This window comes from Ruegeria sp. C5 (assembly GCF_056537605.1).
The window spans coordinates 408,875-424,023 of record NZ_JBQFRX010000002.1; the positions used below are offsets into that span (position 1 = coordinate 408,875).

The following is a 15,149-nucleotide window of genomic DNA, read 5'->3' on the forward strand; positions in this document are numbered from 1 at the left end:
CATGGCAGAGAACGGCCTTTTCCCAGTTAGCCTTGTACGGCACAGGAATCGATTCTGGCGCCGGTTCACATCATACCAATTTGTTGCAGAGATGGACGCCTGTCCCATCGTCATCTCAGAAGTTCCGCAAATTGCCACATCTTTTCCGATTGTGTTCCTGTCAAACCAAACAGGTTTTTCTCCCGTCGCACTATTCTCAGTCATCCCGGAAATGGCACCGCCCTTCGTCGACCAAAACGGTCGCTGGCTTGCGCCTTATGTGCCCTCAGCGTTGCGTTGCTTTCCATTCCAGGCAGAAGCTATGAAAAAGGGCGACTCTCGGTCACGTCTGTTTGTCGACGAGGATTCAGGGTTGGTTACACATGACCCTAAAGACCAACCATTTTTTACAGTGGACGGACTTTTGACGCAGGATCTCTGCCGTGTGCGCCGCTTTCTGCAAAATCGCCTGGCCTCGGCAAACAAAACGGACCAAGTCTGCTCTTTGATCGCTGAAATGGGTCTGCTTGTACCACTGGGCGAACAGAATGGCATCACTTTGACCGAGGGTTACTGGGGCGTTGATCCAATTCTGCTGGAACAATTGCCCGAGTCTAATAAATTGGCCCTACTTTCTAGCGACGCGCTACAGTTGATTCACGCTCATCAAGTATCCCTGTCGCATTGCGTGTGGCTGTCCAGTGCGCAGAGCCAATCAGGCACGACGAGTTCAGAACAAAACGACACCTTTGGCGGATTCATGACTGCACTTGCTGAAGAGGTTCGGCACGGACAATGCAAGGAGGGCGCGATCCATGCAATGGGTTAAGTTCGGGCTTGGAATCCTTGGCATAACAGCGGGGTTACTGTCAGTTTCAGCCTGCACCTCAACGCCCAACTTAGCCGATGTCGAGACATCTTTAACGCGAGGAACGACCGGAGCAAGCGCAACAGCACGATCAAAACAGCTTTCAAAGAACGCTTTTGACCAACAAGTGCGACAGGCTGTTCAGAGCAGTTCGATTGTGGCACGAAGTGGGTCCAAAACAAGGACAATCCAAGCTTACCAGAATGCCGCTGGCGGTGCATTCTTGGCTCAGGCCTTATTGGGGTTGATAGCGCGGCCCGTTCAGACGAACTCCAATAGTAGTGAAGCGCCCCCTTACTGGCGGGTATCGGAAGGTCATGAACCTAGAATGGATGTATTGACTGCGAGATCCCGAGTGTCGGGTACGAAACGCAACGACATGCAGCTACAGGAACGGCTGATTCTGGCAGAACAGAACTTCGCTTTGGCCAATTACACCTCATCGATCCGAACCGAGACCATTCTGGGTTTTCCGGGGTTCACGATGGACACGCTGGATAAGTCGCTATGAATGTTGATCTTGCAACTCTGACCGAATTGGAAGCTTGCTTGTTGAATGTCGCGGCGACACTTGAGCGGCCATTGACAGTTGCAGCACTGAACGCCTGCCAATCTGGCGATACAGGTGAGTTGACCGTGCGCGATGCGATGCACGCGGCACAACGAGCAGGCCTGCAGGTCGGGTTTGGTGCGCGAAAGCTGTCGGCATTTGATGCATCGCTGGCACCTGCGATCTTGTTGTTGGAAGGCGATCGCGCCGTTGTGTACCACGGGCGCACGCGCAATGGCGATCTATTGCTTTACGACCCCGCTTTGGATGACGGTATCGGAGAGGTTCCCGAAAGCGGCGTGGGCGAAGTCTACACGGGCTATGCATTGTTGTTTCGACCCTTGCACCGCGACGAAGTTAACACAGATCAAGCGGATCAGCGGGGTCATTGGTTCTGGTCGGCACTTTCCGCAAACCGCTGGTCTTACGTTCAGGTGGCGCTGGCTGCGGCAATGGCAAACGTTCTGGGGCTTACGACCTCAGTCTTTATCATGATCGTCTACGACCGGGTTTTGCCCAACGAGGCGACCGAGTCGCTGATAGCTTTGACGCTTGGCGTGGGGTTGGCGCTTCTTTTTGACTTCGCGCTGAAGCTACTTCGCGCGGGGTTCATAGATCGCGCCGGCCAGAATGCTGACATGTCCATGGGACGGCGAGTATTTGACCAGGTGCTGAATATTCGCATGTCGTCTCGAACGGGCTCAACGGGTGCAATGGCCAGTACAATCCGCGAATTCGAAACTTTGCGTGAATTCTTCACTTCTGCCACACTCGTCGCTGTCGTAGACTTGCCATTCATCGCGGTATTCATATTCGCGATCTATATGGTGGGCGGCCCGCTGGCGCTTGTTCCGGCACTCGCTGTACCAGTCGTTCTTCTCAGCGGACTGGCTGTTCAACCGATCCTGTCGCGTCTTGCTGAACAAAGTTTTGCAGACGGACAATCCAAGCAATCTGTTCTGGTTGAGGCTGTATCAGGCTTGGAAACCATCAAGACAACCGCCGCCAGTCGGCAGATGCGAATGCGGTGGGAAGGTGCAATTGCACGCCAGTCAAACTACGGATCACGCAGCAGGGCCGTTACTCAATTTGCCCTGAACCTAACTGGATTTACTCAGCAGGCCGCGCAAGTTCTTATCGTCTTTTATGGTGTATTTCTGATCACGGATGGCCAGACGAGCATGGGGGCACTTGTTGCGTCGGTGATGCTGACCGGCCGTGCCCTAGCACCGCTGGGACAATTGGCGCAAACCCTGACACGTGTCAATCAGGCACGCAGTGCCTACCGCAATCTGGACACGTTAATGCAGGCGAGCAATGAGCGGCCTGAAGGCAAATCTTGGATCAGCAGATCCGAGTTTTCCGGGCGGATAACGTTTAACAATGTTCATTTCGCATATCCTGATCAAACGGAAGATGCGATGAAAGGTGTCTCATTTACAATCGAACCCGGTGAAAAAGTCGCTGTCCTGGGCCAGATCGGGTCGGGCAAGAGTACGATTGCGCGACTTTTGTTGGGCCTCTACCAACCGCGTGTGGGCTCGGTGATGTTGGACGGGCTGGACATTCGCCAGATTGATCCCGGCGACTTGCGGCGAAACATTGGTTCAGTCTTGCAAGACATCTGGCTGTTTTCCGGCACCATCCGGGAAAACATTGCCAGCGGGTCGGTGCGCCCGCGTGATCATGAACTGATCCGTGCAGGGCGCATTGCAGGTGTCGAAGATTTTATCGCGCGGCACCCACGGGGTTATGATCAGCCTGTAGCCGAACGAGGAGAAGGATTGTCAGGTGGTCAAAGGCAGGCGATTGCATTGGCCCGGGCGCTTATCGGGCATCCTCCTGTTCTGCTGCTGGATGAGCCTACGAGCGCGATGGACGTCAAATCCGAATCCGAAATTATACGCCGCCTTAAAAAGACCACGCCAGATACCACGATGATCATCGTGACGCACCGAACCAGCCTGCTGGAACTGGTTGATCGGGTCATAGTGATTGAGGATGGCAAAATTGCGATGGACGGACCCAAAAACATACTGACGCAGACAGTTCGCAAACACGGGAGGCATCTGAATGTCGCGGCATCCTGATCTGGAAAGCCTCGCCCGTGAAATGCGTGGAGGGTCACCGCTGCGGGGATCATTGCTGCTGCTCCTGATACTCAGTTGTTTGATAAGCGCCGTCGCCTGGGCTCATTTAACTGAACTCGACGATGTCGTGAGGGCAGATGGGCGTATCGTGCCATCCGGCGATATTCAGGTGATCGAAGCGACCGAACCCGGAGTTTTGCGGTCCGTTCACGTGCGCGAGGGTCTGGTGGTTGAGGCTGGTACATTGCTGATGGAGCTGAATACTACTCAGATCGAACGAGAGTTGAGCCAAGAGCAACAGCGTGCCTTTGGTTTGATGGCCCGCGCACAACGACTACGTGCCGAAATCGATGGGGCTGAGCTTGAGTTTGACGACGATCTTCTGACTGGCGCGCCAGATGTCGTGCGGTCGGAGACTGCGCTGTACCACGGTCGGCAAGCAGAACTTGAAGCTGAGATTGCAATTCTCTCTCGACAGCGCGAACAGCGGCAACGCGAGTACGAAGAGGGATTGGTTGACCAGGTCACGTCAACCGAGACCCTGAATGTGTTGGCCGATGAGCGCGCTATGATGGTGCCATTGGTCGAACAGAAGATGGAACCGGCAACAACCCTTTTGGCCCTGCGCCGTAGCGAGGCGGAATGGAAAGGCCGCAAGGTCAGAGCAGAGGCGATTATCAACCGGTTGAAGGCCGGGCTGGATGAAGTGGATGACAAGGTCCGCGCGACGCGCAGTCGGTTTCGTAGTGCCGCACTAACTGATCTGGCTTTGGTTTCGGCAGAGCTTGCCGCCTTGCAACCTGCCCTACCCTCTTTGCGTGACCGTGCGTCTCGCGCGCTGATCCGAGCCCCCGTACGGGGTGTCGTAAACCGGATTCACCGGACGACGATCGGCGGGATGGCCCAAAGCGGTGAGGAACTGATTGAGATTGTTCCGTTGGACGACAGATTGTTGGTGGAAGCCTATGTCCGGCCCAAGGACATCGCCTTCCTGCACCCAGAGCAAAAGGTCAAAATCAAGATCACGGCCTACGATTTTTCGCGGTACGGCAGTCTGGATGGCGTGATCGTTCGCATCGGTGCCGACACCATCACTCGCTCGGAACGAAGTGAGGAAGAGGTTTTCGTCGTCGAAATTCAGACTTCAGACACGATGTTGGATGCGGGTGGTACAGCGGTTGAAATCATCCCAGGAATGATCGCTCAGGTCGATATTCTGTCGGGGCGAAAGTCAGTTCTGGATTATCTGATCCAACCTGCTCTGAAGATAAAAGACGAGGCGCTGCGCGATTGAAGAGAACGACAGATGGGCAGCAGATAGCAAAGCGCCAGCCGATAGACATCTTAGGCGTCGGGGGGACCGACGACTAAGACCAGGTCACGTCACCAAGAAAGATATATCCCGCACCATATATCGTTTTAATAAGGCGCGGGTTTTTGGGATCTTCGCCCAGCTTCGTTCGCAAGCGGGAAATCCGAACATCCATAGCGCGGTCAAAGCTGTCACCTGCCCCGCCACCCAACATGTCCTGCATGCGCGCGCGACTGATCAGGCGTTTGGGACTTTCAAGAAACAATCGCAGAACCTCACCTTCGGCATGACTGAAAGGTGTCTCGACGCCATCGGCATTGATCAAGACATATCGATCAAACTGTGCGGTCCAACCATTGAATTCGGCTATGTCTGAATTCGGCGTTGCTGGTCCAGTAGAGCGTAGCCGAGCGCGGACCCGAGCAATTACTTCGGCTGGATCAAATGGTTTGGTGATGTAATCATCTGCGCCAAGCTCCAATCCCGTTACCCGGTCCTGCACCTGAGCGCGGCCTGATATGATGATGACGGCAGCACCTTGCTCAAGCGCAAGTTTGTGCACAAGTGCAAGTCCATCAGTATCCGGCAATGATAAATCCACCAAACACAGATCTGGAGTGACCCTTTTCAGCGAAGCTTCAAATTCACGGGCACGTGAAAAGCTTTGAGTTTGAAACCCGGCATCTTCCAGCGCTTCCGTTAGGATACGGCGGATTTCAGGTTCGTCATCGAGAATGGTCACCAAAGGTTGTGTCATTCAGGCGGCCTCGGTTCGGATCAACGCCGACAATTGCGACGATGTGAATGGTTTGCTTAGGACAGGTGCACGGGTCAATGCCTTATGATGTAGCGGGTCATTTAGCGGCAGCGACGTCATCAGTATACAGGGCAACGCACCATTCAGGCGGTCGACAATGTCGATCCCAGTGCCTTCGCCCTCCAGCTTAATATCTGATAGAACCAGCGCGATATCACCGATTTCCGACGTCAAGGTCAAAGCTTCATCGACCGAGCTTGCCTCGATCACCGAACACCCCAAATCGACCAGCATATCCCGGAACTGACTGCGCAGGTCATCGCTGTCTTCAACCAACAATACGAGACCCGCTTGCGCGGACGGGGCAGGACGGTAGGGCAAACGTATCACGACCGAAGCACCAGAAGGCGTGTTGCGCAAATTAAGGTCACCGCCCGCCAGCTTTACCGTGTCGTAGACCATTGGAAGTCCCAACCCCGAGCCATCGCTGCCTTTGGTGGAAAAGAATGGGTTTAACGCCTTCTTTAATGCTTCCCCGGTAAACCCCGGGCCAGTGTCCGACACCGTGATCTCAACCCATATTGTCCCGATTGCATGCGCAGTGATCGTGATCTGGCCCGATGTGCCGCAAGCATCCCGCGCATTCAGAACCAGGTTCAGCAGTGCATCCTGAACCATGCCGGGATCTAGCATCAGCGCCTTGTCGGGTAGAGTATTGACCACCGACAACCCCATGCCCCGCGGCAAGGACGGGGTGGCAAGGATTCGCAAATCCTCAAGTAAACCGCGCATATCCGTCGCCTGAGGTTGAGGCGTGCGATTGCCGGTCATGTCTGCGATGCGATTCAGCAATTGCCCCCCGCGTCGGGCAGTTTGTTGCGTAGCCGTGACTAGCTGATCGGCTTCCTCGGGCAGATTCATCCTCTCTAATCGCGCCTGCATGCCCAGAATGATGGTCAGCAAATTAGAAAAGTCATGGGCAAGCCCGCTTGTCATCTGCGCCGCCATGGCTCTGCGCCGCGTTTGCTGAAGGGCGACACGGGCTTGAGTTTCTTCGGTGATATCCACCGACATGACATAAACACCACCCGCTTTATCCGGGGTGAATGATACCCGAATGCGGCGTGAATCCTGATCTTCGGTAAACTCGAAAACCGAAGGTTGGCCTCCATAGGCCTGTTCCAGATGTGGCTTTACCCGGTCATAGGCAGATGACCCCAAAGCCTTTGAAATATGAAGGCCCAGAATGTCAGACGGACGGCCGGGCATGACCGAACTGAGGCGGCGGTTTGAGTAATCGTATCGTCCATCGGCATCCAGATGCGCGATATGAGCCGGCATCATCTCGGTCGTCATCCGCGTGCGGGCCTCGATCTCGGTCAGTTGACGCTTGGCTTCTTCCAGCGCGGTGATGGTTGCGGCCAGTTTGCGGTTGGTTGCAGAAAGCTCTTCGGCATGGCTCAGAAGTTGGTCAGACAGTTCTTCTGAACGGGCACGCAGCAAATCTTCTACCCGCTTCGTGCGAGTTATGTCGGTATAGACGGCCACCCAACCCCCATTGGGCAAAGGTGCACCTTCAACCGAGATCACCTGACCATTGGGCCGTGTGCGCTCCATATAATGCGGCTCGAACGCGAGGGCCTGTGAAACGCGTAGCTCGACCATCTCGTCAACATCGCCGACCGAACCGTATTCCCCGCGGCTAGCGAGAAAATAAATTGTGTCGCGAAACAGAGCCCCCGGCTCGACAAGTTCGTTTGGCAGGTCGAACATTTCCTGAAACCGCAGGTTGCTGACAACGAGACGCAATTGGCTGTCATAAATTGACAGCGCCTGACCGATCAGGTTCAGGCCAGCCGTGGTCATCGCCTTGATGCGCTGTTCGGAAATGTCCAAATTCATCCTCCCCTGCGCCCATGGGTATCACCAGATCAGGCGCAGGTGTAGGGAGATTTACCTATCCGTGCAGCGGCAAATTGTTCGCGGCACGGTAGGCTTGAACATAGCCGCGTGCCACTGATCGAACGGCTGTTCCGATCTGCGAATACGCCTCGTCCGGCAGGTTCGCAAAGGACACGCGAGCCGACCAGCCCGGAGCATCAAATCCGCTGCCGTTCAGTAGAACGATCCCATAGTCTTCGGCCAATTTGAACGCAATATCCAATGGGTGAACATTCTGCTTGATCCACGCCACGACATCTTCACCGACATATTTTCGCAACCAGTATTCGAAATCGATGATGCCGTAATAGGCGTCGTATTGCTCACCTGCCTGCACCTCGACGCCCATCGCTTCGGTCAGCAGTTTGAAACGGCGATGAACCAGCTCCATGCAAGCGGTCTGATAGATTTTCTTGCTGTCGACCAATTCACTGAGTGAAAAGAGCGTCATCATCACCTGCTGCGGCAGCGACAGGCCTGCCGTGTGGTTCAGGGCCACATCGCGGCTATCGGCCACAAGCCGGTCGATAAAGCGAATGTCACGCGGTGTCAGGCTGAGCGTGCCGTAGCGCTTGTCCAGGGACTGTTTGATCTCATCCGGATGATCCGCCAGCTTGAGATCGAAGATGTTATCTTGCGCCACGGCAATCACGCCGAGACGCCAGCCGGTGCAGCCAAAATACTTCGAGTAGGAATACACACCGATTGTGTTGCGCGGCAGATGGCCCATGACCGAGGTAAAATCGTGCACAAAGGTGCCGTAGACATCATCCGTTAGCACGATCAGATCAGGCCGGTGATTTTCAACCAGATCCGCTAGTTTGCGAAGTGACGCGGTACTGAGCGCGACCGAAGACGGATTGCCGGGATTGACTAGGAAGAACGCCTTTACCTTGGGATCTTTCAACTTTTCCACTGCTTGGTCGGTCAGTTGAAAACCATCCTCTTCATCGGTTTCCACATGCACGGATTCAAGGCTGTAATCCTCCAACTCAGGCATTTCCAAGTAAGGCGTGAAGATCGGAGTGCACAGAGCTATCGTGTCACCCGGGTTCAGCAATCGGTTGGCTTTGAGCGTCTTGAAGATGTAGCACATCGCCGCCGTGCCGCCTTCGACTGCGAACAGATCGAACTGAGCGTCAGGCCGGTGGCCTCGACACATGGACCACATCAGGTATTCATGGGCAATGGTGGCATTGTGTTTCAGGATGCGGTCAGGCACTGGATAGTTATCACCGATGATCGAATCCGTCAGTTCATGCACAAACTCGTCCGCATCGAAATCAAATGCGGATATGGCATGCGCCACGAGCTCAAGCAGCGTATCGACGCCCGGCGTTTTGGAATTATCAGACGCCCAGCTTTGCAGCCGTCCATGGCAACCTTTTTGCGCCGGCATTCCGCCTAAACCAGCGGGGTGATCCATCACACGTTTGGATTCAGTTATGGCAAATTGACCAAGGGCAAAGAACGCCTCACGCGGACGGGTGGCAACCCAGTTAGGATTGCCGCGCCCCGCGTTCAGGAAAGCACTATTGGCCTTACGCGCCTCGGCCGAGGCCAGTTTGATCAGCTCATCCTTGATCTGAAACGGGCTGAGTGCTTCGTAATCGTGCAGCGTTACTCTATCCATAACGTGAACCTCTCCAAATCAGCTTAGGATCAAAACAACGACCATCCCAAAGATGGTCAATAATGTATTTCCAATCGCATACGGCATTCCGTAGCCAAGCGCCGGGATGCGACTTTGCGCGGCTTCCTGGATCATTCCCAACGCCGCTGTCGTGGTGCGCGCACCTGCGCAGGCACCAAACAGAATGGCCGGGTGGAATTTGAACACGTAATGCCCGACGTAAACTGCAAAGATCATTGGTAGCGAAGTCGCGACGATTCCCCATAGCAGCAGCGCAATACCGGCCTGTTGCAGTCCCGCGACAAATCCCGGCCCTGCGGTGATCCCGATTACCGCGATAAAGACGTTCAGGCCCAGCGTGTTCATCAACCACAGTGCCGGACCCGGGATGCGCCCAAAGGTCGGGTGCACCGTACGCAGCCAACCCAGCACCAGCCCAGCCAGCAGCGCGCCTCCGGTGGTGGAAAGGCTGATCGGGAAACCACCCATCATGACTGACAGTGTTCCAATGATGCCACCGATGAAAATCCCCCAGCCTACAAAGGCCAGATCTGTGGTGTCTACCGGGCGGTCGGCATAGCCAATCTGGGCAACTGCGGCCTCGACATGACGCTTGCTGCCCTGAATTGTGACGATGTCACCACGATGCACGACTGTCCCGGGTAGCAGCGGCAAATCCTGCATGTTTCGCATCAGTTTCGAGACATAAATGCCCCGCGCGATCGACAGTTTGCTTAGCTCTTCAAGCGTCTTGTTATGAACCTCTTTGCTGGTGATCAGCACATCCAGTTTTTCCGACGGTATGCTCAGCAGATCAGGCGCGTCAGCTTCTGTAAGATTGGTCTCAAGCAAACCCACCAGATCAGCGCGGCGGCCTGAGAACATCACAACATCTCCGGCCTGCAATACGGTGTTATCATCTACCTCTATGATCTTCCCGTCACGTCTCAGGCGTTCGGCATAGATGCGGATACCCGGCATCAGATCTTTGACCGGTTGCCCCAGCAGATCGCTACCTTCTGGGATCTCAAAGGCCCGCGCCTCGATCGCGCGATATGCCGAGACGATGCCATCACCGGTTTCGACCGACGTCGTGCCTCCCAGCTTAGCCTCATATTCCTTGCAGGCCGCGACCAGATCGACGCCAATCAGGCGCGGGCCGATCTTGGCCAGAATGATCGCCGACCCGATTGTGCCGTAAATATAGGTCACCGCATAGGCAATCGGAATCTGGTTCGCATAGGTTTTGGCCTGTTCCGCCGACAGGCCCAGCTGGCCGATTTGGTCGGTGGCAACACCGATCGCCGCTGAAATCGTCTGTGATCCGGCATAAAGCCCCGCGGCATAGCCAAGTTCCAGACCCGCGACCTTGGCTGCGATGATCGGGATTACAAGGCAAAGTGCGAGCACGCTGAGCGCAAAGAACACCTCGCGCGCGCCGTCTGCTTTCAGGCCGCGGATGAACTGAGGTCCGACACCGTAGCCCACAGCAAAGATGAACAAGATGAAGAAAGTCGATTTGACCGCCGAGTCGATTTCAATCTGGGCCTGTCCGATCACCACCGCCGCCAACAACGTTGCCGTGACCGTGCCCAGACTGAACCCCATCAGTTTCCAGGGACCAACGAGAAAGCCGATACCGATGGACAGGAACACCGCCAATTCAGGGTAGTTTTGAAGAATATGCACCAGCCAATCGACCATCAATCACCTCTCAATCCGCGCCTGACAGGCATTTGAGGCAAAAGCCGGAGACAAGGTGAAGAAGCGCCCAATTGGCCCACTTGCTGCCCGACCAAGCCGCCTGTTCGAATACACAACCGCAACAGGAAAACTTCGGCCTCACGATACCTTACAAAGGACATTTGTCTATAATTATCTGAATATTAATCGTTCTGCTTGTCCGCCCTCATTCAGAACACCCCGACTGAGCCTGCCCCACAATGCAAACACGCGAAACGCATGGCTCACTCGCTCTGCTTGCTCCAGAACCGGAACCATGGGCTTCACTGTCGCTCTACCGCAATGCGCGGGCGCAAAATCCTGAGGGGTTCGAACAAATCCATTGCAGCGACCCGGTGTTTGCCATCACATACCGCTATGACACGGCCGACGATTATTTCCGAGACCAGCGCAACCGGCGTTTGTATCCGCCTTGCCGGAGATCTGCGCACTCAATCGTTGGATCGTGTCGAAGCGGGTTTTGCTGCCCAAAAGCCCAACGGCCAAGATGTCATTGTGGACATGTCGCAAGTTGAATCACTGGATACCGGAGGGGCCTGGCTAGTCGCCAATTTGGTGCAGCGGATGGGAAGCGAAGGCGCTCAGGTCCAGCTCGAAGGGTTGGCCCCTGCGCATTCGTCATTGATCGAAACAGTATCGCACAACATACCCGAGGTTACAGGAGAAGAACTGCCGCCGCATGGCTTTGTGAATTGGGTTGCCCGGATTGGGCAAAAAACTTTTGGCGCCTGGCAGGACACATTATCAATCATCGGCTTTCTTGGCCTTACTCTGCATCGATTGGTCCGGACTCTGATCATGCCATGGCGACTGCGTCGTGCTGCGTTGGTGTCACAGATGGAGCAAGTCGGCTTCAAGGCGCTGCCGATTGTGTCCTTGATGGGTTTCCTGATCGGCGTCGTTCTGGCCTTTCAGGGCGCGACGCAGTTGAAACAGTTCGGGGCTGAGATCTTTGTTGTCGAATTGATCTCCATCTCGATCCTGCGTGAGCTTGGTATCCTGCTGACAGCGATCATCGTCGCTGGTCGCTCCGGTTCGGCTTTTACGGCTTCGATTGGCTCGATGAAGGTGCAGGAAGAGATTGATGCGATGCGCACCCTGGGGTTGGATCCGATTGAAGTTCTGGTCATTCCCCGTGTTCTGGCGCTGTTGATCATGTTGCCCATTCTTGGCTTTGTTGCTGATATGGCTGGCCTGATCGGCGGAGCGTTGATGAGTTGGATTGACCTCGGTGTCAGCCCCGGCATGTTCCTGACCCGGTTGAAGGAAAATACCGGCGTCGCACAGCTTGCCGTCGGGATGATCAAGGCACCGTTCTTTGCACTGGTGATCGGTGTCATTGCCTGCTGGCAGGCTATGCAGGTCAAAGGTTCATCCGAAAGCGTTGGTCAGCGGACGACAGCCTCGGTCGTGCAATCGATCTTTATGGTCATCGCCATCGACGCCCTGTTTTCGATCTTCTTCTCAGAGTTGGGGATCTGACATGGATGGAGCCGCGCTTCAGGACAAGCCCCAATCCGACGCGAAACGCGAGGCCGTTATTCGTGTGCGCAATTTAACCAACCAGTTCGGCGAGCAAGTGGTCCACGACAACCTCAACCTCGATGTCTGGCGCGGTGAAGTGCTGGGTGTTGTCGGTGGATCGGGCACTGGGAAGTCCGTGCTTTTGCGTACGATCGTCGGGCTGAACAAGCCCAAGTCGGGAAGTATTGAGGTTCTTGGCGTCGATGTTCTTAATGGCCCCGAAGAAGAACGTCAGCGGATCGAAAGAAGCTGGGGCGTGGCATTTCAGGACGGTGCGCTGTTTTCCTCACTGACTGTATTGCAGAACGTGATGGCGCCTCTGCGCGAGCACACGGGTATCAGTGAGAAATTGATGGCCGCACTAGGTGGGCTGAAGATCAGTCTCGTTGGCTTGCCTCAACTAAGTTGCAGCAAGTTCCCCTCGGAACTGTCCGGTGGAATGCGCAAACGCGCTGCGTTGGCCCGCGCCCTGTCGCTGGACCCGGAAATCGTTTTTCTGGACGAACCAACTGCCGGGTTGGACCCGATCGGGGCCGCCGCATATGATGACCTGATCGGGGAACTTCAGCACACGTTGGGGCTGACCGTGTTCATGGTAACGCATGATCTGGACAGCCTTTATGCCATATGTGATCGCGTCGCGGTACTTGCGGAAAAACGCGTGCTGGTTGAAGGTCCGATAGAAGAGATGACCAAGGTCGACCATCCTTGGGTTCAGGAATATTTCACAGGCCCCCGCGCCCGTGCGGCACAACAGAAGGGGCAGGACAGGTAGAGGCGATGGAGACCCGAGCGAATTACATCCTGATCGGTGCGTTCACCCTGGCGGGCATCCTTGGTGCCTTCGGGTTCTTTCTGTGGCTCGCCAAATTCGAAGTGACTCGGCAATACGCCTATTATGATGTGTTGTTCGACAATGTCTCGGGCCTGTCGGCTGCAGGTGGCGTAAATTACAACGGCTTGCCCGTGGGTCAGGTGGTTTCCCTGGACTTGGACAAAGATGACCCGTCAAAGGTGCGAGTGCGGCTTGAGGTTGATGCCGACATCCCTGTTACCAAAGAAACCATCGCACAGTTGCAATCTCTGGGTGTGACAGGGGTTGCTTATGTTGAGCTTTCCGGCGGGTCCCCAACCGCAGAAAGGCTGGCCCAGAACAGTGTCATCCCAAGCAAGCGCAGTTCGATTCAATCCTTGCTTGAGGGTGCGCCAGAGGTTCTGGAAAAGGCGGTCACCCTGTTGGAGAACCTCAATTCGGTTGTTGATGACAAAAACCGAAAGGCGGTGTCGGATATCCTGAACAATCTGGCAGAAGCGTCGGGCAAGCTGGATAAAACTCTGACGGATTTCCAGTCGCTCTCGTCCGATTTGGGCGGTGCGGCCAAAGACGTTGGAGAATTTACCAAGAGACTGGATACGTTGGCGAACACGGCCGAGACGACGTTGAGCACAGGAACGGACACGCTGAAGAGCATCAAAGAGACCTCAGAATCCGCCAAAACAACGCTAGAGACTGCAAATAACGCCATTGCCAGTGCTGAAAGCGTGATTCAGGAAGATATCCGGCCCTTTATCGAACGCGGGTCAATCCTGGCCGAAAGGCTGACTCGGCTGTCAGATGAAGGCAGCGTTACGCTTGAGGTAATCAGCGAGACTGTTCTGAATGCAAACACCACCCTTGAATCGGTTACATCGACTATGGATTCAGCCAAAGGGGCGCTCGATTCAGCAGAGAGGGCGTTTGACTCGGCAAACCGCGTGATGGACGAGGATATTTCACCTGTCGCTGAAGATGTGAGTAAGGCGGCTAATCAGGTTGCGGAAACCGTCTCGAATATCACCGAAAAGATTGACAAGATTTCCGACGATGTTCTCAGCGCCTCCCAATCGGCGTCGGATCTGCTGGGAACCATCGACGGGATCGTTCAGGACAACCGCCGTCAGGTTTCGGACTTCTTGCGCGTTGGGTTGCCTCAGTTCATCCGGTTCATCGAGGAATCACAACGTCTGGTCATCAGTCTGGATAGATTGGTCGACAAGGTCGAACGCGACCCGGCCCGCTTTTTGTTAGGCACCCAAGCATCGGAGTTTCGTCAATGATACGGCCCTTAATATTGACTCTGGTTTTGGCCGCATTAACAGGCTGCACGGGCTTGGGCACGCTGCGGCAGGCTTCTAAGCCCAATGATTTGTATTTGCTGACACCCAAAAGCACGTTCTCGTCATCGCTGCCGCGTATCCAAAAACAGATCGTTGTCGAAGAGCCCACAGCGACGGCGGCCGTGAACACCGATCAGATCGCCGTGCAGCCCACCTTGCTTCAGGTTCAGTATCTGCCGCGGGCTCGATGGGTGGATCGCGCGCCGTTAATTGTGCAGGCGCTGATGGTCGAAAGCTATGAAAATTCCGGCAAGGTCGCGGCCGTAGGACGTTCGACCGTAGGCCTGAGAGCGGACTATGTGATCGCGCCTGATCTGCGCGAATTTCAGGGCATCGTCATCAGCGAAACCGAAGACACGAAGACGGTCCGCGTAGAAGTGCGCATCAATATCAAGATTATCGATGAGTACGAGGACAAGATCATCGCTTCAAGCTCATTCCAGGAAGCAGTGCTGGCGACCAGCGATAAAACACCCGAACTGGTTGAGGCCTTTGATATCGCCTTGGGCAAGACAATGCGGGATGCCGTGGAATGGAGTATCCGCAAAATCCATACGCATACGCTCAATAACCCGCGATCAAGACCTAGCTAGTG

General features: G+C 55.1%; 12 protein-coding genes. 8 read left to right on the top strand and 4 right to left on the bottom strand.

The genetic code is table 11. From position 1 onward, the window contains the following. Position 1: 1 nt before the first annotated feature. The 4 genes from ACR0AW_RS09805 to ACR0AW_RS09820 all read left to right on the top strand — a co-directional run bounded on the left by ACR0AW_RS09805 (position 2) and on the right by ACR0AW_RS09820 (position 4,781). On the top strand, positions 2-808 hold the full coding sequence (locus ACR0AW_RS09805) for a SapC family protein (RefSeq protein ID WP_170732721.1): 807 nt from the start codon (positions 2-4) through the stop codon (positions 806-808). Between the two features lie 394 nt (positions 809-1,202). Continuing rightward, a complete protein-coding gene (locus ACR0AW_RS09810) occupies positions 1,203-1,358 on the top strand; it encodes a hypothetical protein (protein WP_170561501.1) in 156 nt (51 codons plus the stop codon). After that, positions 1,355-3,487: a type I secretion system permease/ATPase gene (locus ACR0AW_RS09815; protein WP_170732722.1), complete on the top strand. Its 2,133-nt coding sequence runs from the start codon at positions 1,355-1,357 to the stop codon at positions 3,485-3,487. The genes ACR0AW_RS09810 and ACR0AW_RS09815 overlap by 4 nt, the downstream gene beginning before the upstream one ends. Further along, a complete protein-coding gene (locus ACR0AW_RS09820) occupies positions 3,471-4,781 on the top strand; it encodes an HlyD family type I secretion periplasmic adaptor subunit (RefSeq protein WP_170732723.1) in 1,311 nt (436 codons plus the stop codon). Before ACR0AW_RS09815 ends, ACR0AW_RS09820 begins: the two co-directional genes overlap by 17 nt. Before the next feature lie 73 nt (positions 4,782-4,854). On the opposite strand, the gene ACR0AW_RS09825 is transcribed toward ACR0AW_RS09820, so the two are convergent. From ACR0AW_RS09825 to aspT, 4 genes are read right to left on the bottom strand one after another with little or no spacing between them, the layout of a single operon-like run. Further along, complete coding sequence (locus tag ACR0AW_RS09825; RefSeq protein WP_170394537.1) at positions 4,855-5,556, bottom strand: response regulator transcription factor; 702 nt, start codon at positions 5,554-5,556, stop codon at positions 4,855-4,857. Continuing rightward, entirely contained in the window at positions 5,557-7,458 is a 1,902-nt protein-coding gene (locus ACR0AW_RS09830; protein WP_480438988.1) for a PAS-domain containing protein, read from the bottom strand. It lies immediately after the preceding gene. Positions 7,459-7,513: 55 nt separating this feature from the next. Then, positions 7,514-9,130 (bottom strand): bifunctional aspartate transaminase/aspartate 4-decarboxylase, encoded by a 1,617-nt coding sequence (locus ACR0AW_RS09835; protein WP_170732725.1) that lies wholly within the window; start codon positions 9,128-9,130, stop codon positions 7,514-7,516. A gap of 18 nt (positions 9,131-9,148) precedes the next feature. Beyond that, complete coding sequence (gene aspT, locus ACR0AW_RS09840) at positions 9,149-10,834, bottom strand: aspartate-alanine antiporter (protein WP_170394528.1); 1,686 nt, start codon at positions 10,832-10,834, stop codon at positions 9,149-9,151. Positions 10,835-11,230: 396 nt separating this feature from the next. Here aspT and ACR0AW_RS09845 point away from each other — a divergent pair, with 396 nt between their 5' ends. The 4 genes from ACR0AW_RS09845 to ACR0AW_RS09860 are packed head-to-tail and all read left to right on the top strand — an operon-like array spanning position 11,231 to position 15,147. Next, entirely contained in the window at positions 11,231-12,355 is a 1,125-nt protein-coding gene (locus ACR0AW_RS09845; RefSeq protein WP_170394524.1) for an ABC transporter permease, read from the top strand. 1 nt (position 12,356) lies between these two features. Next, on the top strand, positions 12,357-13,172 hold the full coding sequence (locus ACR0AW_RS09850) for an ABC transporter ATP-binding protein (RefSeq protein WP_170422811.1): 816 nt from the start codon (positions 12,357-12,359) through the stop codon (positions 13,170-13,172). 5 nt (positions 13,173-13,177) lie between these two features. Continuing rightward, positions 13,178-14,494, top strand: coding sequence for an MlaD family protein (locus tag ACR0AW_RS09855; protein WP_170394518.1), 1,317 nt, complete (start codon positions 13,178-13,180; stop codon positions 14,492-14,494). Next, on the top strand, positions 14,491-15,147 hold the full coding sequence (locus ACR0AW_RS09860; RefSeq protein ID WP_170407827.1) for an ABC-type transport auxiliary lipoprotein family protein: 657 nt from the start codon (positions 14,491-14,493) through the stop codon (positions 15,145-15,147). The genes ACR0AW_RS09855 and ACR0AW_RS09860 overlap by 4 nt, the downstream gene beginning before the upstream one ends. Positions 15,148-15,149: the final 2 nt, after the last annotated feature.